This is a genomic window from Ruegeria sp. F11, from assembly GCF_056533855.1.
The window spans coordinates 1-18,837 of the sequence record NZ_JBQFOW010000015.1 but is presented as its reverse complement, the minus strand read 5'-3'; the positions used below and the strand labels follow the sequence as shown (position 1 = coordinate 18,837).

Below are 18,837 nucleotides of genomic sequence, written 5' to 3'. Positions count from 1 at the left end.
CGGATCAGGCGGCGTTCTGCCTGATCCAGACCTGATTGCGCCCGGCCTTTTTCGCGGCATACAGCGCTTTGTCGGCGCATTTCAAAAGACGCTCGGTCGGGACCGGTTCACTTTCTGACGACAGGAAGGGAGTAGGGGACATTTTCAAGCCGATACTGATCGTGACAGCAACCGGGATCGGATCGTCAGGCAAGCAGAAAGGCCGCTCGCAGATTCGCGCGCAAACAGCCTCGGCCAGTTTCAGGGCTTTGGTGCGGGATATGTTCGGGACGACGATTACGAATTCTTCCCCTCCGATCCGGGCGACGAAACCTGTTTTGCCAAGAACGTCCTGCATGCGCTGGGCAGCCTGGCTCAGCACCTGATCTCCGCCCGCGTGACCGAAACTGTCATTGATAGCTTTGAAATGATCGAGATCGGCCAGCATGACCGCAAAACCGCGCCCAGTCTTTGCAGACTGGCGCGCGATCTGATCCAGCGCGTGCATTGCATAGCGCCGGTTGTGCAGCCCGGTGAGCGGGTCGATCCACGAATCCGCGATCCCCTTTTTCAGTGAGGCCCGCATGCGATCCATCCGCGCCTTGCGGGCGATCTGGTTTTCCAGCCTCAGCAGAACCTCGTGCTCACAGAAGCCGCCCAGACAGACGGCATCTGCACCGCGATCCAAAGCCTCGGCGGCACGCGCGGCGTTGTTGTCCCGTAGCACGCCGATCAGAACCGTGTTCCGCGTGGCACCACGTGATTTGAGGTCGGCCAGCGTGCGCAGGCAGGAAGGATTTGAATCCAGTTCGACCACGATCGCATCCGGCACCGCGCCGGACAAAACGCCCCTTAAGTCGGATTGAGAGGACCAGGTCAGGTTATGGCCCAATTGACCGCTCAGCGCCCTGAGCCATGCGGCCCCGGTGCGCGCGGTGTTGGTCAGGATGCCCACATGTGCGGGCGTAGGCGGCGCGATCAGGTCGGCGGCGGGTTCGGCGAAACCGATTGATTGCGGGCCGTCCTTGACGTGAAGTTCCTGCGTGTCCGCGCTGGCCCGCAACAGGCTGCGGATGCGGGCCAGCAGCAACGTGTCCTTGAACGGATGAACCAGCACATCATCCAGCCCGTCGGCCAATGCACGCAGCCTTGCGCCCTTGTCGTTCTGAACCGCGATTGCCACGACCGGCACATCCGCAAGGTCCGGTTCATTCGCGATCATCTTCTTGACCTCTGCCGCTGTTCCATCGGGCAAGGTCTGAGCCGTCAGCACCAGATCGGGCCGTGTACGCCGAAGTAGGGCTGGCAGACCCTTCAGTTTTTCGCCCTGAACCACGTGATACCAGGCCGCCGTCAGCTGAACTTTCAACATGATGCGGTTTGTCGATACCCCGTCGAGGACAAGGATGGTTCCCTGCACGGACATAGTTGCTCACCATTGATTGCATGCGTGAACAAAGTGTTTATGAGTCTGGTTAACAAACCCTTTCCAAGCCTGCTGTCCGGGAAAAATTAATGTCCATCTCCGATGATTCCGCGCAAACGCTGGCCCTGAAAGCGCTGGGCTGGCTGGTGGCAAATGAGGAACTTCTACCTGTTTTTCTGGGCTCGACGGGGGTGGCCGCAAACGAGCTTCGCGACCGGGCGGCTGAACCGGAATTCATGGCCTCGGTACTGGATTTCCTGATGCTTGACGATTCGTGGGTCATGGCGTTTTGTGACGCCAACGCGGTCGCCTATGACCAGCCTGCGCAGGCGCGGGCGGTTCTGTCGGGCGGCGCGGATGTCCACTGGACCTGACTATTACTACCGCAGGAGCCCTCTCATGCCCATCGAAGCGATTTTGTTCGACAAGGACGGTACGCTGTTTGACTTTGCCGACACCTGGGGCACGTTCGGGCGCACCATGCTGCTGCGCCTGTCGGGTAATGACCGGGCGCGCGCAGCCGAGTTGGGGCAGGTCATCGGTTTCGACTTTGAGCGCGAGCACTATTCGCCCGACAGCGTCGTGATCGCCGGAACGGTTGAGGAAATCGCCGAGGCGCTGCTTCCGCATCTTAATGGGATAGACCGTGCTGAACTGATCGACCTGATGAACCACGAGGCCGCCGCCGCTCCGCAGGCACCCGCTGTTCCGTTGGGGCCGTTTCTGGAAGCGCTCAAGAAATCGGGGATCAGGCTGGGCGTGGCGACGAATGACAGTGAACACCCCGCTATGCAGCATCTGGAATCGGCGGGGATCAAAGAGCATTTCGATTTCATCGCCGGATATGACAGCGGCCACGGCTTCAAGCCCGGGCCGGGCCAGTTGCTGGCCTTTGCAACCCATATCGGCGTCGACCCGGCCCGAATCGCCATGGTCGGCGACAGTTTGCACGACTTGCAGGCCGGGCGGGCCGCCGGGATGACTACGATCGGGGTGTTAACCGGCATGGCCAAGGCCGAAGCACTGGCCCCGATGGCCGACGTTGTGCTTCCCGATATCGGGCATATTCCGGCGTGGTTGGCGAAAAACTGACCCTCCTGGACTGAAAATCGGCGAGTCAGGTTAGAAAACCGACACAACCTGTCGCAGACAGAGCGGCCTGCTGCCCCGCTTCGGGGCTTGCTTGAAAGACAGCAAAAGCAGGAGGTGAGGATGGCCGACACCACAACTCGCAAACGTCGTGGCGGCGGGCGTGCCGGGGCCGCCGCGCGCCGGGGCAGCGCCGTCATTGATCAGATGCCGTGGAATCCGCCGGTCAATATCGACCGTCCTACCGAGCCGCTGGATCAGGCGGGGATCGAGGCGATCCATGATGGTGCGATGCGCATCCTCGAAGAGATCGGCATCGAGTTCTACAATGAAGAGGCCATCGGAATCCTGCGCGAAGCCGGGTGCACCATAAACGGCGACAACGTCCGTATGGGCCGCGATTTCGTGATGGAGATGGTGGCCAAAGCGCCCAGCCAATTCTCCATCACGCCCCGAAACCCGGCCCATAAGATCGAGATCGGCGGTAAAAACCTGCTGTTCGGTAATGTCTCGTCCCCGCCGAATTATTGGGACATGGAGATCGGTACCAAAGTACCCGGCAATCGTGAGATGTGTCGGAATCTGCTGAAACTGACGCAATACTTCAACTGCATCCACTTCGCAGGCGGCTATCCGGTCGAGCCGGTGGACCTCCATGCCAGTATCCGGCATCTGGACGTGCTCTATGACAAGCTGACCCTGACCGACAAGGTGATGCACGCCTATTCGCTGGGCAAGGAACGCGTCGAAGACGTGATGGAGATGGTGCGCATCGCAGGCGGCCTGAGCCATGAGGAATTCGAGGCAACGCCGCGGATGTACACCAACATCAACTCGACCTCACCGCTGAAGCATGACCATCCAATGATCGACGGCTGTCTGCGTTTGGCGCGGCGCGGGCAGGCGGTGGTGGTAACGCCGTTCACGCTGGCCGGTGCCATGGCCCCCGTGACGATGGCGGGCGCGGTGGCGCAGTCCTTGGCCGAGGCCTTGTGCGCGATTGCCCTGTTCCAATACGTGCGTCCGGGTACGCCGTGCGTGATCGGGACGTTCACCTCGAATGTGGATATGAAAAGCGGCGCGCCCGCGTTCGGGACACCGGAATACATACGCTCGACTCAAATGACCGGCCAGATGGCGCGATATTACGGCCTGCCGATGCGATCCTCGGGCGTGTGTGCCGCGAACGTGCCGGATGGGCAGTCGATTTGGGAGACGTCGAACTCGCTTTGGGCAGCGGTGCAGTCGGGGACGAATGTTGTCTACCACGCCGCTGGCTGGTTGGAGGGCGGGCTGATCGCCAGCCCCGAGAAGTTCATCATGGATTGTGAAATCCTGCAGCAAATTCAGCGGTATATGAACCCCGAATTGACCGCGACCGGCCCGGATGAAATCGCGTTGGATGCCATTCGCTCAGTCGGCAATGACGGCCATTTCTTTGGTATCCAGCACACGCAGGATCGCTATACCACCGCGTTTTATCAACCATTCCTCAGCGACTGGAAGAATTACGAGGGATGGGATGCCGCCGGAGGTATCTGGACGGCAGAGCGGGCCCATCACATGTTCAAAGAGATCATCACCAGCTTCGAGGCCCCGCCGATGGATGCCGCCATCCGCGATGAACTTGCGGACTTCGTGGAACGGCGCAAAGCCGAAGGCGGCGCGCCTACGGATTTCTGACCCGCGAAAAACTCCACCTATCCGTGTAGAGCTTGTCTATTTGTTAAGGATTGTCGGGCCAGATTGGGGGCGTAAGCAATCCGGGGTAGCTGATGTATGGTCTGATCAATCGGGCGCTACAATCATTTGTATGCGCAACCCACGGGCGCCCGTGCTGGCAGCGCGTGACCGAGGCTGCAGGTCTGGGCTTTACCGAATTTGAGGCCATGCTGGTTTATGACGACGCGGTATCGGCCCGCGTTCTGACAGCGCTGAGTGACGATCTGAAACGCCCGCAGGCGGAGATTCTCGAGGATCTCGGCACGTACCTTGTGTCGCATCCGAACACCGAAGCGCTGCGCCGCCTTCTGCGCTTTGGCGGGGTGACCTATGTAGAGTTTCTGCACTCGCTGGATGATCTGGCGGACCGGGTGAGGTTGGCGGTCTCGGACCTTGCCTTGCCCGCATTGGAGCTGCGGGAACTGAGCGCTGCGGAATATCAGCTGCACTGTTTTCCCGGTTTGCCGGGCTATTCCAGCGTCATGGTTGGCGTGCTTCGGGCCATGGCGGACGATTACGGCGCGCTGGTGGTGCTGTCGCATGACGGGGTTGAGGGCGAGGCCGAGGTGATCTCGGTCATGCTTGTCGAAAGCGCCTTTGCCGAGGGGCGTCATTTCGATCTGGGGGCGCGGAACGGATGATGAAATCGGATGACCTTGCCGGTTTGCTGGAAACGCTTTGCCCGATGTTCGCGCTGGTGGATGACGGTGGCCATATCCGGCAGGTCGGACCAACCCTGCAGAAACTGCGGCCCGACACCGCGCTGATCGGGCGAAGCTTTCTGGATGTGTTTGAACTGATACGTCCCCGTGCGGTGACAACACTCCCCGCGCTCATGTCCATGGCTGGGGCGCGGGTGCACCTGAAATTTCTTGATGAACCGCGCACGGCGCTTAAGGGGTTAGTTGCACCGCTGCCCGATGGGCGCGGCGCGGTGATCAACCTGTCGTTCGGGATTTCGATACTGGACGCGGTGCGCGACTACGCGCTGACCAGCGCCGATTTCTCGGGCACCGACTTGGCGGTTGAGCTGCTCTATCTAGTCGAAGCGAAATCCGCTGCGATGGAGGCGTCGCGATCTCTGAACCTGCGCCTGCAGGGCGCGATGCTCGCCGCGGAAGAACAGGCGTATACCGACACTTTGACGGGGATAAAGAACCGCCGTGCCATGGATCACATGCTGGGGCATTTGATCTCGGCAAATACGCGTTTTGCGCTCATGAATCTGGATCTGGATTTCTTCAAATCCGTGAACGACCGATTAGGCCACGCCGCTGGTGATTTCGTTCTGCAGAACGCCGCCCGGATCATGGTCGAGGAAACGCGCGGCGACGACATGGTGGCGCGGGTAGGTGGCGATGAGTTTGTGATTTTCTTCAAAGGTTTGAACGATGAGTCTGTGCTCGCCGCGATTGCGGACCGTATCATCACGCGCCTGCAGGAACCTGTTGTTTTTCAGGGTGAGTCCTGCCGGATTTCCGCCAGCATCGGAATGGCGCTGTCCACCCAGTTCAAGCAGCCGGACGCTGCAGGGATGTTGAAGGCGGCCGATCAGGCGTTGTATCAGGCCAAGCGAGATGGGCGATCACTTCACCGGCTGCATTCGACTCTGTCCAGCGCATGACATTGGTTACGTTGCCACGGGCGAAACGGAACTGGTGCCATTGTCAGGGGGACGCGTCTTCGGCAAAGGCCAGGCGCAGCGTTTCGGCAATCCGGATTTGTATCGGTGGCAATTCCCCTACGACAGGCATCACATGGCCTTTGAACTGCGCTCGGTCCAGTTCCTCTGGGACATCGTCCAGAACGTGGCCTCCCGTACATGCAAAGAAGGGCAGGCAGAGGGCGTTCTTTCCTACACCGGTCGCGGCATCAGCGATCGACGGCGGTTCTTCGACAAACCCCACCCGAATGGAATTGAGGGTAAGCAGTTGACCCAAGCGGGTGGCGAATTTGGTGGCCACGGCCGAGGGGTTTCGACTGCGGCCAGACCCGTGCGCTGCGATCACCAGATCGGTCAGGGTTGCATCCCATCTCAGCCCCGCCACTGTGTCACGCACAGCATCCGCAGCCAGCCGCGGCAAGTCCGGGTCGATGCCTAGCGGGTCCAGGATGCGCAGATCACGGTCCCCGATCCGTTTTGGCAACGCGCTGGTCACAAACCATCCTTTGGCCATGAACAGGGGGTAAATCACGGTGCCTTCGGGCAGTTTGTCCATTTGCGCCTCAAGCGCGCCGGGGGCGGCCAGAGTTGCCGAATGTACGGAAACCGGCTCGGCCAGTGCATCGACCTTGGCCGCGAAGGACGCAAGCGCCGCCTCGGCCGGGGCCGGGTCCGACGGCTGGCCATGAGCGACGATAAGTGCATGCGGCATGCGCGGGTCTCCTGTCTGAGTGCGCGAATGATGTGTCGCCGGACACGAAAGTCAAACCGTGATTAACCCAGAAAGGTCAGCCAGAGCCAGACGGTCAGTATCGAAGCAGCGGTCCCGATCAGGACGGATGAGGCGGCAACACGCTTGGCCCGACCATACATAGAGGCGAAGATATAGGCGTTGAACCCCGGTGCCATCGCTGCATTTAGCACGCCCGAGCGGAACAGGTCCTGCGGCAAGCCAACGGATTTGCCAAACAGCCAGACAAGACTGGGATGCAGCATCAGCGAGATGCCGCAAACATAGGCGATGGTGCGCAGATCGCCTTCGGGTTTGTATTTGACCAGAACGCCCCCAAGCGCAAACAGCGCCCCGGGCAGCGCCGCGCGGGTCACCAGCCCCAGCGCCTCATCCACAACGGCGGGGATGGTCAGACCGGACAGGTTGACCAGAAAACCCAGCCCGATGCCAAGGATCAGCGCGTTCTTGAACATGGCCGACAGGACCGACCGGGCCATGTGTGCGCCGCTGTGGCCCCGGTTGCGGATGATCTCCATCACCGTGATCCCGACGCCGTAGCAGAAGGGCGAATGGAAGGCGATAATCGCATAGTTGCCGGTCAGGTTTTCGGGGCCGTAGGCGCGCTCAGTAATTGGAAGGCCCAGCAGGACCGAATTCGAGAACAGGCAGCAGAAGCCGATCGCGACACAATCCTCCCAATCGCGGCCAAAGATGATGCGCGCGCCGAACAGGCCAGCCGTGAAACATAAGGCCGCCGCCGAGTAGAAACTGGCTAGCAGCCGGGGGTCGAAACTTGCGCTGAGGTCCAGATGCGCAATCGCCAGAAACAGAAGGCAGGGAATGGCAAAGCCCTGCGTGAACTTCATCAGCCCGTCGACATGCTCTTCCTTGAAATAGCCGGAACGTGTGGCCGCATAGCCGGCACCGATCACCAGAAAAACCGGCAGAATAACATTGATCAGGTTCTGAAGCATACCGCCCCCGCTAGCTGGGCCGCTGACGATATCCGGTAGGCGCGGGTCAGGACTTTACAGCGCCTGGTGGATCACCATGCCATCATAGGCGGGGGTGATGTCGTCGGGGGTCTCGGCCTCGACCGTGGCATAGTCGAGGTCGATATGCATGTTGGTCAGAACGGCGCGTTGAGGGCGCAGTTTCTCGATCCAGCCAAGGGTCTTTTCCAGATGTGCGTGGGTAGGGTGCGGGGCACGACGCAGGGCATCGATGATCAGGCAATCCAGCCCCTCCATCTCGGGCCAGGCGTCGTCGTAAATCTCAGCGACATCAGGCAGATAGGCGAGTTTTCCCAAACGGAACCCCAGTGAGTCAATCGAGCCGTGATTGACCTTGAACGGGTGAAACGGGATCGGGCCGCCGGGGCCGTCCACTTCGAAGGGGCCGTCGATGGATTTAAGGTCAAGAATCGGCGGATAGGGTGAGCCCTCGGGCTGGATGAACGCATATCCGAACCGCCCCAGCAACGCGTTTTGGGTGTCGCCATCGGCCCAAACCGGAACGCGCGTCTTCATGTTGAAGACGATCATGCGCAAGTCGTCGATGCCGTGCACGTGGTCTGCGTGCGAGTGGGTGTAGACGACCCCATCCAACCGCCCGGTGCCCGCATCCAGCAACTGGCTGCGCATATCCGGCGAGGTGTCGATCAGGACCGAAGTTGTGCCCTCGGGCCCGTCCCGTTCCACCAGCATCGAGCAGCGGCGGCGAATATTTCGTGGGTTATCTGGATCGCATGCGCCCCATTGCCCGCCCAAACGGGGAACGCCGCCGGATGATCCGCAGCCCAGAATGGTGCAACGCAATTGGGTCATGCAGCGGCCTTGTACTGGGCCGCTTTCGAGAACAGCCGCTCGAAGTTGGATTGCGTTTGGGCGGCGAAGGCGGCGTAGTCCATGCCGAACACCTCGGCCCCTTTGCGGGCGGTGTGGGCGGTATAAGCGGGTTCGTTTCGTTTGCCGCGATAGGGTGGGGGGGCCAGATACGGTGCATCCGTTTCGACGAGGATGCGGTCCACCGGGGCGCTGGCGAAGATGTCCCGCAGTTCCTGACTTTTGGGGAAAGCGGCGATGCCGGACATGGACAGGTAAAAACCAAGGTCCAGGGCCGCTTCGGCCAATTCGGCTGAAGACGAAAAGCAATGCATCACGCAGGAATATGGCGCGTTGCGGTATTCCTCGGTCAGGATGCGGACCATGTCGTCATCGGCGGCACGGGCGTGGATGATCAGGGGCAGGCCGGTATGCTGAGCCGCTTCGATATGGATGCGCAGGGATTGCTTCTGAACTTCGGCACTTTCGGCGGTGTAGTGGTAATCCAGCCCGCTTTCGCCGATGCCGACGAATTTCGGATGCTGTGACAGAGCAACTAGTTCACCCACCGTTGTCAGCGGCTCATCAGCGGCGCTCATCGGGTGGGTGCCAGCGGCGTAGAAGACGGGTGCGTGGGCCTCGGCGATGGCACGAACGGCGGGTTCGTTGCGTAGGCGGGTGCAGATCGTGACCATGCGGGTGACGCCAGCCTCGGCGGCGTTGGCGATGATCTGGTCCAGTTGCCCGTCGAAATCGGGGAAATCCAGATGGCAATGGCTGTCGGTGATCTGGGGGGTGTCGCTCATCTGCTCTGACCGGCGGTTTCCTGTATCTTGAACACCGTATCTAGGACCAAAGCGGCAGGGTCAAGGTTCACCGCCTGACCATGGCGCGCGCGGGCTGTGATCGTCGCCGCGATCTCGGCCCAGCGGCGGGCCTGATGGGGTGAAGCGGACAGGCGCGTTAGCGTCTCCACCTCGTTCGGGGCTGCTTCGGGCGTTGGGGTTGCCCCCGTCGCCCCGGTCAGCGCCAACCGAGACAGGGCCACGTCGATCAGGGTCAGCAAAAGGTCGAACCGTTCCGCCGCGCCGCGCTGGGCGGCGGCTTCGGCCAAGGCCAATGCGCGTTGGCGATCCATGCGGGGAAGGGTGCCCAGAATGGCGATGAGTTCCGCGTAAATCTGCAACCCGCCCAGATTGATCAGCCGCACCGCGTCGCCCACTGATCCGGCAGAGAGGGCGGCTAGATGGCCCGTCTGATCGGGCAGGTCGGCCCCGGTCTGGCTAAGCGCCGCCTGCATGTCCTCAGCCCCAAGCGGGGACAAGCGCAGGGTGCGGCAACGCGATCGGATCGTCGGCAGCAGCCGTGAGGGCTGGTGCGACACCAGCAACAGAGTGGTGCGCGCAGGGGGTTCTTCCAGCATTTTTAGCAGGGCGTTGGCGGCGCTGACATTCATCTCATCCGCCGCATCCACGATCACCACACGGCGACCGCCATCGGCAGAGGACAGGCCGAAGAACTTGCCCAGCTTGCGGATGTCGTCGACCACGATCTCATTCCGCAATCGGCCCTGATCGTTCACCGAGCGGGTAATTGCTGCCAGTCCCGGTTCCGCGCCCGCCAGAATGCGGTGCGAGACGGGTAGTTCGGGATCAATATCCAGCGTTTCAGGGGGCGGAGGCGCACCGAACAACCCGCTATCATCCGCCGGGGGCGTTGCCAGCAGAAACCGCGCGATCCGCCAGGCTAAGGTCGCCTTGCCAACCCCGCGCGGCCCCGTCAGCAGCCAGCCGTGGTGCAGCCGATCCGAGTTGAAAGCGGCTAGAAACGCTTGCTCTGCCGCGTCCTGCCCGAACAAACGAGCGGTTTCGCGCGGGTGCGGTGCGCCGGGGGCCTGATCCGGGGTTGGGGTGTCGTCGCTCATCTTCTATCGCAGGGCTGCCATGACGATATCTGTCACATCCCGGGCGACGCTGTCCATGTCCCGGTTGCCGTCGATTACACGGAACCGGTCCGAAAACTCCTCGGCCAGCGCCAGAAAACCCGCCCGCATGTTCTTTTGCAGGGTAGGGCCAAAATCCTCGAACCGTTCCTCGGTGCCCTGCCGACCCTTGGCGCGGGACAGGCCGGTATCGGGGTCCATGTCGATCAGCAGAGTGATATCCGGCTCGCGCCTGATCATCAGGCTGTGCAACTGGTCCACCACGCCGCGTAGGTCGCCACGCGAAAGGCCTTGATACATGCGGGTGCTGTCGGCAAAGCGGTCGCAGATCACGACCTTTCCGGCGGCCAGCGCGGGTTCGATCGTGCGTTCCAGATGGTCGCGACGGGCGGCGGTGAAAAGCAGTATTTCGGTTTCTGCCGACCAGCGATCCGGATCGCCTTCCAATACTAGCCTGCGGATTTCCTCGGCCCCGGCTGAACCGCCCGGTTCGCGGGTCAAGACGACCTCGCAACCCGCCTCACGCAGATGCTGCGCCAGCATCCGCGCCTGAGTGGATTTTCCTGAACCGTCAATGCCTTCGAAGGTCAGAAACAACCCCGGGCTCGTCACATCGACTCCAGCGGTGTGTTGATCACGTCTTTCAGAACGATCCCGCCCACGGTCATCATCCTTACCAGAAAGCCGCCCAGGGCCACATCTTCAGCCGCCACCAGAGGACGGCGGATTTCCGGCAAACCTTCGGGTTTAATCACCAGTTCGGCCAGTTGCTGGCCCTTTGCCACGGGCGCGTTGATGGGGCCTTCGTAGACCACTTCGGCCTCGACGTTCTGCGTGCCTAGAACCGGGAACAGCACGGAAAGGTCGCCCTCGGGGACCAGACCAACAGTGCTTTTCTCACCCATCCAAAGCTTGGCTTCGGCTATCGGCGTTTCCGCGTTGGCAACTGTCCTCTCGACAAAATTTCGAAACGACCAGTTAACCACGGCCTCAGCCTCCTCTGCGCGCTGACCGGTGCTGTCGAGGCCCGAGAGCACAAAGATCACCCGCCGGTCGCCCTGTTTGGCCGAGCCCACAAGGCCATACCCGGCCTCTTGCGTGTGCCCGGTTTTCAGGCCATCCGCGCCGATATCGAGTTTCAGCAGCGGGTTCCTGTTGCGCTTGTTAGAGGGCGCGCGGCCGTCAAATTCAAACTCTTCTTCCGCGAACAACGGATAGTATTCCGGGAAATCGGTGATCAACCGGTCCGCCAGAACGGCCAGATCATGCACCGACATCATGTGCCCTGCGGCTGGCCAGCCGTTGGAATTGGCGAAGTTCGAGTCGTTCATGCCAATCTGCTGGGCGCGCTGGGTCATATAACGTGCGAACCCGGCCTCGGTTCCATCGGGGCTGAGCGCTTCGGCAATCACTACACAGGCATCGTTGCCCGACAGCACGATGATCCCGCGCAGCAAATCCTCGACCGTCACGCGGTCCTGCGTGTTCAGGAACATGGTCGAGCCGCCATAGCTCATGGCGTGTTGCGATACCGGTAGCGTCTCACTGAGCGTCAGCCGTCCGTCCCGCAGCGCCTCGAACGCCACGTAAAGCGTCATGAGTTTGGACATCGAAGCTGGCGGCAGAGGCTGATCGGCGTCCTTGGACAGCAGCACCGTGCCGGTCGTTTGGTCCATCACATAAGCCGCACGGGCCGAGGTGTCGAACGCGTGCGCAGGCACGGCCAGCAGGGCCAGCGACAGAACAGAGTTTCGCAATGAGGACAGCATAGGTCGCCTCCTAATTTCAGTTGGACACGGTGAACGCGTCGGAAAAGCCCAGGTCTTTCACATCGCTCTGAATGGCCCGACGTTCGGCCCGGTTTGTGGCAGGTCCGACCAGAACGCGCCAGACGGTCTTTTCCTCGGTCTTCAATTCGCGCACCTCGGCGGCCATTCCGTTTCTGCGCACCTTTTCAGCCGCGCTGTTTGCATTCACTTCGACGCCGAAGGTCCCGATCTGCACATAGGGTTTGGACAGCGAAGATGTCGCCGCCGGAGCAGCGGCTGCGGCCACAGGCGTCGGTTCCGACGCCTCAATTGCGGCGGCGGCACCTTCGATTGGATCAAGCGGCGTTTCGGTGATCTCGTTTGGGTCTTTCTTCTGCCACCATTTGCGTTTCGCCGGTTTCTCGGCTGGCGCTACAACCGGCGCATCGGTCAGGGCAGGGGTTGCCGCCGCGCTGGCCACTTCGGTCGCGGCTTCGGCGGTTTCAACAGTCGCAGCGGTGGCTGCCGCAGCTGCACCAGCGGCTGCCGTAGTGGCGGGCTCTTTCTTTTGCCACCACTTGCGCTTGGCGGGCTTGTCGGCTGTTTCCGTTTCCTGAGCTTCCTGCGTTTCCTCGGCAGAGGTATCAGTGCCGGCACTTGCCGTTTCCGTGGCGTTTTTGTCAGGCTCCGCCGGAGTCTCATCAGACGCCGCGACTGCCGCTCCAGTCGCAACAGCGGCTGCCGCCACTGCAGGTTCCTTCTTCTGCCACCATTTCCGTTTTGCGGGCTGCTCGGTTTCGGTTTCGGCCACTTCGGAGGCCTCATCCGTCACGTCTTCGGCTTCAGTACTTTCGGCCACGACGTCTTCTGCCGGGGGAGGAGTTTCCTCAATAGTCTCCCGGCGCAAGGCGACAACCTGAATCTTGGCCGGCGCGCCTGCCAGCATGCCAAGCTGTTCGGCAGCGGCGGATGAGACCTGCAGCGCGGGTCCGGGCAGGTTCCGTTCGCGCCGGAAAAGCGCACCGACTACAGTTTTGTCATTCGCCGCGTTCTTGATCACCACACGTTCAGGCTGATCTACATCGGGATGCGCCACCCAGATACCGCCAAGCGAGGGCCGCCCGTCCCAAAGCCCGGCTTCGGACACCTCAAACACCTCGGGCGCTTCAACATCGCGTTGTGAAGCTTTGGAGACGCTGGGTAAAAGCTCGGTCTTACTGCTGTCTTCCGCCGCGTCGGGGGCCTCGGTATCGCTTTGTGATAGAAGGGCTTCATTACACCCCGACAACACCGTCAGGGTGACGGCGAGAATAGCCAGTCCTCGCGGGTTTGCGCCTGTCTCAGTCGCTCGCTTCATTCGTGTCATCCCTTGCCTGAAGGGGCTGCGTTTCCCGAGCCCCGCCGCCAGTCGACTGGTTCTGCATGCCAGCCTGATACGGTCTTATTTCGTGATCATAACGCGGCTGCGGGGCCATGGAAAGACTGCCGCGCGGCCTTCGGCAAGATTTCCCGATTTCGACTTGCCTCTGTCCGAACTTGGCCTTAGACCCTGCCTTCGACGGGGAGGTGGCAGAGTGGTCGAATGCGGCGGTCTTGAAAACCGTTGGGCGTGAGAGCGTCCCCAGGGTTCGAATCCCTGTCTCCCCGCCACTCATACCTGTCTCATTTCAGTTGTGTTTTCTGACCCGGAATTGTGCCGCAATTCCCGCGAGTTGGCGCATGCGCTTTCAATCAGAGACGAAGCAGACCGTACACTAAGAGCGCAATTCAGGCCCAAGTCTCAGTGCCGCATTTTGGCGGGGTCGCTTTGGGCGAGATTTCCCTGATACCCGGCAATTTACAGGGAATTTCTGCAAAACAAGTCTGCAACCCGGGATTTCAGATGTCACAACTCTATTTTTTCCAATAGCTTAGGTTGCAAATTCCCTAAACAGTGGAACAGGGAATTTTCTCGCAGGAACAGGGAATTGTGCCGACGGATCAGGGAGCGCGAGCCTTGTATCAGGGACGCAGGACTTGGAGATGTCGGAAGCCGAACAGGCGCTCCTGTTCGGACCAGTCTAGAGGGTGAGTCACGCTGACCAGACGCTTGAGTGTGAGTTCGGGCGGCTGTGTGCCGTCGAGAATCGCAGCCTGAATCTTCGGGGAGAGAAAGGCGAGCTGGGCGCGGGTGCGGATGAAGGCGCCGGGGACGTTTTCGCGGCGTGCAATTTCCATTAGCCGAACTCCGGCTTTCAGATCGCGCGCCCAGCCATAGGCGCGGATCAGCATGGACCTGAGGTGGGGATCGGGTTGGGGTGCCATGTCTCCAGCGATGACCTTGGCCTCAACGCCGCGGCGTCGCAGATCGAAAGATGCGGTGACGTGGGTGAGATCCGGGTGCAGTTGACCGACCGCGATGTCAACTGCGCTTGCCAGAGTTTTGGGGTTCAATTCGAGGTCGATCTGACCTGGTGCAACTTTGCCTTTGGCCAGAATATCAACGCCGACTTGACCGCCTTGGCCTTGGAGCCTGTTCACCAAATCCGCAACTGAAGTCTGAACTGCCTCCGCTGACCCGGCCTCCGGCTGCGCCAGTACCTGATGCGCGGCGGCGGCGTCTTGCAGATGTCTGACTATGACATCAATGACCACGTTTTCCAGCGCCGGGCCGGGCAGTCGCCAGCCGGAGGTATCCTTGCCGCCGGAGATCAGTCTGTTGGATACATAGTACCGCAAACGTCGGCTTGTGCGCGTGGTGTGGGTTGGCGTCAACCGATCACCTGTTTCGTCCTGCAGCAGACCAGTGAGCCAGGCGCCGGGGTCGTTGGTGCGTTGGCGCGCATCGGGCGAAAGGTTTGCACGGGATCGCTGCGACGCTTCGCGCATTTTTTCCTGCACCCGATCCCAGATGTCTTTGTCGATGATCTCAGGGTGTTGTCCGTCCCAGATCTTATCTTTGTGGCGGATTTTGCCGAGATAGACCGGGTTGCGCAGCAGGTAATAGATCTGACCGTGTGACAGCGGACAATCCCCCTTCATGCTGCCATCCGCCCGAACAGCCCGTTTTGACCGCAGGTCTTCTGCCGTCGCCCGTTCTTCTACTTTGCGCAGACAACCCAGCTCGTCATAGAGCCCAAAGAGATGCCGGACCGTTCTGGCCTCCTCCTCATTCACCACCAGCGTTCTTGCCTTCGGATCGGGGTGGCGATCATAGCCCATAGGCAGGTTACCACCCATCCAAAGCCCCTTCTTCTTCGACGCCGCGATTTTGTCGCGAATACGCTCGGCGGTGACTTCCCGTTCAAACTGAGCAAAGGACAACAGCACATTCAGGGTCAATCGACCCATGGATGAGGAGGTGTTGAAGGCCTGTGTGACGGACACAAAAGAACAATCCGCCTGTTCCAGCCGTTCGACCAGCTTGGAGAAGTCGGCGAGCGATCGGGTCAGCCGGTCAATCTTGTAGACCACGACCATGTCGATGCGCCCGGCATCAATCTCTTCAAGCAAGCGTTGCAGGGCGGGGCGTTCGAGTGTGCCGCCGGACAGTCCGCCATCATCGTAGCGCTCTGGCAATAGGGTCCAACCTTCGTGTCGCTGGCTGGCGACATAGGCCGCGCAGGCTTCATATTGCGCATCCAGTGAATTGAAGTCCTGGTCCAGTCCATCCTCTGAGGACTTGCGCGTGTAGATGGCGCATCGGATTTTGCGGCGCGGGCTCATTTGGTCGCCTTGCCGGTGAGCCCAAAGAAACGCGGCCCCGACCAGTGCGCGCCGGTAATCTCTCGGGCGATGGCGGAGAGCGAGCGATAGGACCGACCGTTCCAAGTGAAGCCGTCCCCTGTCACGTCGACAACATGGGTCACGCCATTCCACTCGCGCAAAAGGCGCCCGCCGGGTTTTAGGGCAGGGCAGGCAGGCCGGGGTTTCTTCTCAGAACCCTTTCCCAGTGTGGCTTTGACCTGTCGAGACAGCCCGCCATGACGGCGGGATTGCATCTCAAAGGCAATGAAACGGCGAAGGAAGGGTTGGCTGAGCATGGTGGGGACGGGTTGATCAAACAGTTGCTGCCAAAGCTTGACCAGATCTGATCGACCCATGGCAGCCAGATCGGCGACGTCGCTTGTCTTCGTCATGACTCGCCGTCCTTATTTGCTGTGAGGTGATACGTGGAAGATCCATGTGGCTTGTCGGATTCGCGCCGTTCGATTGTGTCGCCTTTTTTTCGCAGACCGCTGATAGCTGCTCGGACCGAATGAGGTTGCCACGCCGTTGCTTTGCAGAGCGCCTCAATGCTGGCGCCACTCGGGCGACCCAACAAAGCTTGCACCTTGTCAATTTTGGTTTGCTTTGGCTTGGACATGAACTGTCTCCTCTGATCTTGGGTCAGCGAGATGCCGAACCCTGGTACCGAGGAGCGCCCGAATGGCTCGGGCGTGGGATCAGTGATGCGTGGTTCACAGCAACAGTCCAGCTCTTTCTGGAGCAATCCCAAGAGGAGTGTGTATTGCAGGGCGTTGCTGCCGTACTACCGATTATTCGTCAACAATCTTAATTGGTTACTTTTGGTTTTAGGAGTTGCAATTGCAGAAACCCGTGCATAAATTCTAGCCAGCCCTGCAAGGGACAAGGTCCCACGGGGAGATGAATACATCTCCCAGGCAGCATTCGGCGCCGCATTCTTTGAAGCGGATAAGACCGAGAGCATTCGAAGGGGCAACGAACCGGATCGATTGGTCCGGAGAGTTGCTAGTCGTGCTCTCTCCGAATTCCCAGCACGATCCTTTCTTGTCGACGCTAGCGAGCGTCAAACGAAAGGAGGCGGCTATGTCTGCCAAAAAAACACACAGCGACGCCAAGGCGTCCAACACGCCGATCTGGATGGCGGACAAAGTCGTCCAATCTCAGATCAGCCAGATCAAGCCCTACGCCAACAACAACCGCGTGCACGCGGCCAAGAATATAGACAAGCTCAAAGCATCGGTGGCCAAGTTTGGCTTTGTCACCCCGATCCTGTTGGATGGTTCGGGCACGATCATTGCGGGTCATGGCCGCTATGAAGCCGCCAAGGCCCTGGGGTTGATGTCCGTGCCGACTGTTGTCGCGGATCACTTGTCAGACGCGGAAGTGCGCGCTCTGCGTATTGCGGATAACAAGCTGGCAGAATTGTCCGACTGGAATGAGGCGGCCCTGCAGATCGAATTTGCCGAGCTGATGGATCTCAGCCTTGATGGCGAGCTGGACTTTGATCTGGACATCACCGGGTTCGAAACACCGGAAATCGACATCATCATCGACGGCACTGGCGAGGCCTCGGAGACTGAAGCGGAATCTGTTGAGACGCCGAACCCTGCGGCACCCGTAATCACGGAGACGGGTGACCTCTGGGTTCTTGGAGATCATCGCATCTTCTGCGGGGATGCCCTGCAAGCCCAGAGCTACGACACCTTGTTGAAAGGCGAGAGCCCGCAGATGGTGTTCACAGATCCGCCTTATAACGTACCGGTCAATGGGCATGTCCGTTGCGGCATCGGCGGCGATCATCGCGAATTTGCCATGGCGTCGGGAGAAATGTCGGACAGCGAGTTCCGTGGCTTTCTCTCGGATGTGAACAACCGGCTGTTTGACTGCTTGCCCGACGGGGGCATTGCGATGATCTGCATGGACTGGCGTCACATTGAAGAACTGATTGCGGCGGGCAAGGCAGGAGGCCTTGATCTCATCAATCTCTGCGTCTGGAACAAGACGAACGGAGGCATGGGCAGCCTTTATCGTTCCAAGCACGAGCTGGTTTGCATCTTCAAGAAGCCCGGTGCGCCGCATATCAACAATGTCGAACTGGGAAAGCATGGTCGCAACCGGACCAATGTCTGGGATTACACCGGTGTGAACAGCTTTGGGGCAGGGCGTGAGGCGGATCTCGCTGATCATCCCACGGTGAAGCCTACAGCCCTGGTTGCAGATGCCATCATGGATGTGAGCCATCGCGGCGATGTCGTGCTGGACGCTTTTGGCGGGTCCGGCGCGACTTTGCTGGCAGCTGAGAAAGCCGGGCGCCGGGCGCGGCTCATTGAGCTCGACCCTGTTTACGTCGATGTCGCCATCCGCCGCTGGCAGGAGATGACCGGTGAGAGCGCCGTGCATTCGGCGACAGGCCAGACGTTCGATGCGCGTTCTGCTGCCAACGATACCACTTCAGAACAGGAGGTGGATCATGTCTGACGATACGAAAGACTACGAGGTTGGTTACGGCAAACCGCCCAAAGCGACCCAATTCAAGAAAGGCCGATCTGGCAATCCGAAAGGTCGGCCGAAAGGTGCTAAAGGCGTGAATGCTAGCTTGAAACGCGAACTGGAAGCCAAGATCACCGTCCGCGAAGGCAACCACGAAATCCGGATTTCCAAGGCGGAGGCAATTGCCAAGCGGCTCGCGGCAGGCGCGTTGAAGGGCGACACGAAATTGTTGATGGCGCTGCTGAAGCTGGACACAGATCTGTTCAACACAAGTGAATTGGACGCGCAAGAAAGCGTCCGTGCGTTTGAGCCGGACGCTGTGGACTACGACATCCTCCGTGATTTCTTTTCCAGTCACCCGGATGGTGACGGCGGTCCGGAAGATGAGGAGGCCAATGATGTCAGCTCCTGATCCCAAAATGGTTCTGCATGCCGCGCGCGAGGTTTGCCGGGACAATTTCTTTCCCTTCGTGTGGCGTGTGTTTGGCACGCTGCA

Annotated in this window: 19 protein-coding genes and 1 tRNA gene; 8 read left to right on the top strand and 12 right to left on the bottom strand. The window is 60.3% G+C overall.

Annotated elements, in window-relative coordinates; genetic code table 11:
• Positions 1-4: 4 nt before the first annotated feature.
• Positions 5-1,405 (bottom strand): diguanylate cyclase, encoded by a 1,401-nt coding sequence (locus ACR0NJ_RS18095; protein WP_480818500.1) that lies wholly within the window; start codon positions 1,403-1,405, stop codon positions 5-7.
• 89 nt (positions 1,406-1,494) lie between these two features.
• Here ACR0NJ_RS18095 and ACR0NJ_RS18090 point away from each other — a divergent pair, with 89 nt between their 5' ends.
• From ACR0NJ_RS18090 to ACR0NJ_RS18070, 5 genes are all read left to right on the top strand, one after another.
• A complete protein-coding gene (locus tag ACR0NJ_RS18090) occupies positions 1,495-1,779 on the top strand; it encodes a DUF3572 domain-containing protein (RefSeq protein WP_480818499.1) in 285 nt (94 codons plus the stop codon).
• A 25-nt stretch (positions 1,780-1,804) separates the two neighbouring features.
• Entirely contained in the window at positions 1,805-2,497 is a 693-nt protein-coding gene (locus ACR0NJ_RS18085) for an HAD family hydrolase (protein ID WP_480818498.1), read from the top strand.
• Between the two features lie 120 nt (positions 2,498-2,617).
• A complete protein-coding gene (locus tag ACR0NJ_RS18080; protein ID WP_480818497.1) occupies positions 2,618-4,177 on the top strand; it encodes a trimethylamine methyltransferase family protein in 1,560 nt (519 codons plus the stop codon).
• A gap of 92 nt (positions 4,178-4,269) precedes the next feature.
• The gene (locus tag ACR0NJ_RS18075; RefSeq protein WP_480818496.1) at positions 4,270-4,857 is read left to right on the top strand and encodes a heme NO-binding domain-containing protein; all 588 of its coding nucleotides are present in this window, start codon (positions 4,270-4,272) and stop codon (positions 4,855-4,857) included.
• A complete protein-coding gene (locus ACR0NJ_RS18070; protein WP_480818495.1) occupies positions 4,854-5,840 on the top strand; it encodes a GGDEF domain-containing protein in 987 nt (328 codons plus the stop codon). Before ACR0NJ_RS18075 ends, ACR0NJ_RS18070 begins: the two co-directional genes overlap by 4 nt.
• Positions 5,841-5,883: 43 nt before the next feature.
• Here ACR0NJ_RS18070 and ACR0NJ_RS18065 read toward each other — a convergent pair whose 3' ends face one another.
• The 8 genes from ACR0NJ_RS18065 to ACR0NJ_RS18030 form a co-directional block, all read right to left on the bottom strand.
• Positions 5,884-6,591: a CbiX/SirB N-terminal domain-containing protein gene (locus tag ACR0NJ_RS18065; RefSeq protein WP_480818494.1), complete on the bottom strand. Its 708-nt coding sequence runs from the start codon at positions 6,589-6,591 to the stop codon at positions 5,884-5,886.
• A gap of 62 nt (positions 6,592-6,653) precedes the next feature.
• Complete coding sequence (locus tag ACR0NJ_RS18060) at positions 6,654-7,586, bottom strand: AEC family transporter (RefSeq protein WP_480818493.1); 933 nt, start codon at positions 7,584-7,586, stop codon at positions 6,654-6,656.
• Positions 7,587-7,640: 54 nt separating this feature from the next.
• Positions 7,641-8,438, bottom strand: coding sequence for an MBL fold metallo-hydrolase (locus tag ACR0NJ_RS18055; RefSeq protein ID WP_480818492.1), 798 nt, complete (start codon positions 8,436-8,438; stop codon positions 7,641-7,643).
• The gene (locus tag ACR0NJ_RS18050) at positions 8,435-9,241 is read right to left on the bottom strand and encodes a TatD family hydrolase (RefSeq protein ID WP_480818491.1); all 807 of its coding nucleotides are present in this window, start codon (positions 9,239-9,241) and stop codon (positions 8,435-8,437) included. Before ACR0NJ_RS18050 ends, ACR0NJ_RS18055 begins: the two co-directional genes overlap by 4 nt.
• Positions 9,238-10,359 (bottom strand): DNA polymerase III subunit delta', encoded by a 1,122-nt coding sequence (locus ACR0NJ_RS18045; protein WP_480818490.1) that lies wholly within the window; start codon positions 10,357-10,359, stop codon positions 9,238-9,240. The genes ACR0NJ_RS18050 and ACR0NJ_RS18045 overlap by 4 nt, the downstream gene beginning before the upstream one ends.
• Positions 10,360-10,362: 3 nt before the next feature.
• Positions 10,363-10,989 carry a dTMP kinase gene (tmk, locus tag ACR0NJ_RS18040; protein ID WP_480818489.1) on the bottom strand — a complete coding sequence of 209 codons (627 nt, stop codon included), beginning with the start codon at positions 10,987-10,989 and terminating at the stop codon, positions 10,363-10,365.
• Positions 10,986-12,146, bottom strand: coding sequence for a D-alanyl-D-alanine carboxypeptidase family protein (locus ACR0NJ_RS18035; protein WP_480818488.1), 1,161 nt, complete (start codon positions 12,144-12,146; stop codon positions 10,986-10,988). Before ACR0NJ_RS18035 ends, tmk begins: the two co-directional genes overlap by 4 nt.
• 16 nt (positions 12,147-12,162) lie before the next feature.
• A complete protein-coding gene (locus ACR0NJ_RS18030) occupies positions 12,163-13,482 on the bottom strand; it encodes an SPOR domain-containing protein (RefSeq protein ID WP_480818487.1) in 1,320 nt (439 codons plus the stop codon).
• A gap of 203 nt (positions 13,483-13,685) precedes the next feature.
• Here ACR0NJ_RS18030 and ACR0NJ_RS18025 point away from each other — a divergent pair.
• Positions 13,686-13,775 (top strand) — tRNA-Ser (locus ACR0NJ_RS18025).
• A gap of 351 nt (positions 13,776-14,126) precedes the next feature.
• Here ACR0NJ_RS18025 and ACR0NJ_RS18020 read toward each other — a convergent pair.
• Genes ACR0NJ_RS18020 through ACR0NJ_RS18010 form a run of 3 tightly spaced genes read right to left on the bottom strand, consistent with a single transcriptional unit; the run spans position 14,127 to position 16,470 of the window.
• Entirely contained in the window at positions 14,127-15,830 is a 1,704-nt protein-coding gene (locus ACR0NJ_RS18020) for a recombinase family protein (protein WP_480818486.1), read from the bottom strand.
• Positions 15,827-16,243: a DUF2924 domain-containing protein gene (locus ACR0NJ_RS18015; RefSeq protein WP_480818485.1), complete on the bottom strand. Its 417-nt coding sequence runs from the start codon at positions 16,241-16,243 to the stop codon at positions 15,827-15,829. The genes ACR0NJ_RS18020 and ACR0NJ_RS18015 overlap by 4 nt, the downstream gene beginning before the upstream one ends.
• Positions 16,240-16,470, bottom strand: coding sequence for a DUF3489 domain-containing protein (locus ACR0NJ_RS18010; protein WP_480818484.1), 231 nt, complete (start codon positions 16,468-16,470; stop codon positions 16,240-16,242). The genes ACR0NJ_RS18015 and ACR0NJ_RS18010 overlap by 4 nt, the downstream gene beginning before the upstream one ends.
• A gap of 464 nt (positions 16,471-16,934) precedes the next feature.
• Here ACR0NJ_RS18010 and ACR0NJ_RS18005 point away from each other — a divergent pair, with 464 nt between their 5' ends.
• Both ACR0NJ_RS18005 and ACR0NJ_RS18000 read left to right on the top strand, forming a co-directional pair.
• Positions 16,935-18,329: a site-specific DNA-methyltransferase gene (locus ACR0NJ_RS18005; RefSeq protein WP_480818483.1), complete on the top strand. Its 1,395-nt coding sequence runs from the start codon at positions 16,935-16,937 to the stop codon at positions 18,327-18,329.
• On the top strand, positions 18,322-18,753 hold the full coding sequence (locus tag ACR0NJ_RS18000) for a DUF5681 domain-containing protein (protein ID WP_480818482.1): 432 nt from the start codon (positions 18,322-18,324) through the stop codon (positions 18,751-18,753). The genes ACR0NJ_RS18005 and ACR0NJ_RS18000 overlap by 8 nt, the downstream gene beginning before the upstream one ends.
• Positions 18,754-18,837 lie beyond the last annotated feature (84 nt).

Bases quoted from the DNA above. Each gene is read 5' to 3' on its own strand.
- ACR0NJ_RS18095 (WP_480818500.1), bottom strand. From the start codon at position 1,405: ATGTCCGTGCAGGGAACCATCCTTGTCCTCGACGGGGTATCGACAAAC.
- ACR0NJ_RS18090 (WP_480818499.1), top strand. From the start codon at position 1,495: ATGTCCATCTCCGATGATTCCGCGCAAACGCTGGCCCTGAAAGCGCTG.
- ACR0NJ_RS18085 (WP_480818498.1), top strand. From the start codon at position 1,805: ATGCCCATCGAAGCGATTTTGTTCGACAAGGACGGTACGCTGTTTGAC.
- ACR0NJ_RS18080 (WP_480818497.1), top strand. From the start codon at position 2,618: ATGGCCGACACCACAACTCGCAAACGTCGTGGCGGCGGGCGTGCCGGG.
- ACR0NJ_RS18075 (WP_480818496.1), top strand. From the start codon at position 4,270: ATGTATGGTCTGATCAATCGGGCGCTACAATCATTTGTATGCGCAACC.
- ACR0NJ_RS18070 (WP_480818495.1), top strand. From the start codon at position 4,854: ATGATGAAATCGGATGACCTTGCCGGTTTGCTGGAAACGCTTTGCCCG.
- ACR0NJ_RS18065 (WP_480818494.1), bottom strand. From the start codon at position 6,591: ATGCCGCATGCACTTATCGTCGCTCATGGCCAGCCGTCGGACCCGGCC.
- ACR0NJ_RS18060 (WP_480818493.1), bottom strand. From the start codon at position 7,586: ATGCTTCAGAACCTGATCAATGTTATTCTGCCGGTTTTTCTGGTGATC.
- ACR0NJ_RS18055 (WP_480818492.1), bottom strand. From the start codon at position 8,438: ATGACCCAATTGCGTTGCACCATTCTGGGCTGCGGATCATCCGGCGGC.
- ACR0NJ_RS18050 (WP_480818491.1), bottom strand. From the start codon at position 9,241: ATGAGCGACACCCCCCAGATCACCGACAGCCATTGCCATCTGGATTTC.
- ACR0NJ_RS18045 (WP_480818490.1), bottom strand. From the start codon at position 10,359: ATGAGCGACGACACCCCAACCCCGGATCAGGCCCCCGGCGCACCGCAC.
- ACR0NJ_RS18035 (WP_480818488.1), bottom strand. From the start codon at position 12,146: ATGCTGTCCTCATTGCGAAACTCTGTTCTGTCGCTGGCCCTGCTGGCC.
- ACR0NJ_RS18030 (WP_480818487.1), bottom strand. From the start codon at position 13,482: ATGAAGCGAGCGACTGAGACAGGCGCAAACCCGCGAGGACTGGCTATT.
- ACR0NJ_RS18020 (WP_480818486.1), bottom strand. From the start codon at position 15,830: ATGAGCCCGCGCCGCAAAATCCGATGCGCCATCTACACGCGCAAGTCC.
- ACR0NJ_RS18015 (WP_480818485.1), bottom strand. From the start codon at position 16,243: ATGACGAAGACAAGCGACGTCGCCGATCTGGCTGCCATGGGTCGATCA.
- ACR0NJ_RS18010 (WP_480818484.1), bottom strand. From the start codon at position 16,470: ATGTCCAAGCCAAAGCAAACCAAAATTGACAAGGTGCAAGCTTTGTTG.
- ACR0NJ_RS18005 (WP_480818483.1), top strand. From the start codon at position 16,935: ATGTCTGCCAAAAAAACACACAGCGACGCCAAGGCGTCCAACACGCCG.
- ACR0NJ_RS18000 (WP_480818482.1), top strand. From the start codon at position 18,322: ATGTCTGACGATACGAAAGACTACGAGGTTGGTTACGGCAAACCGCCC.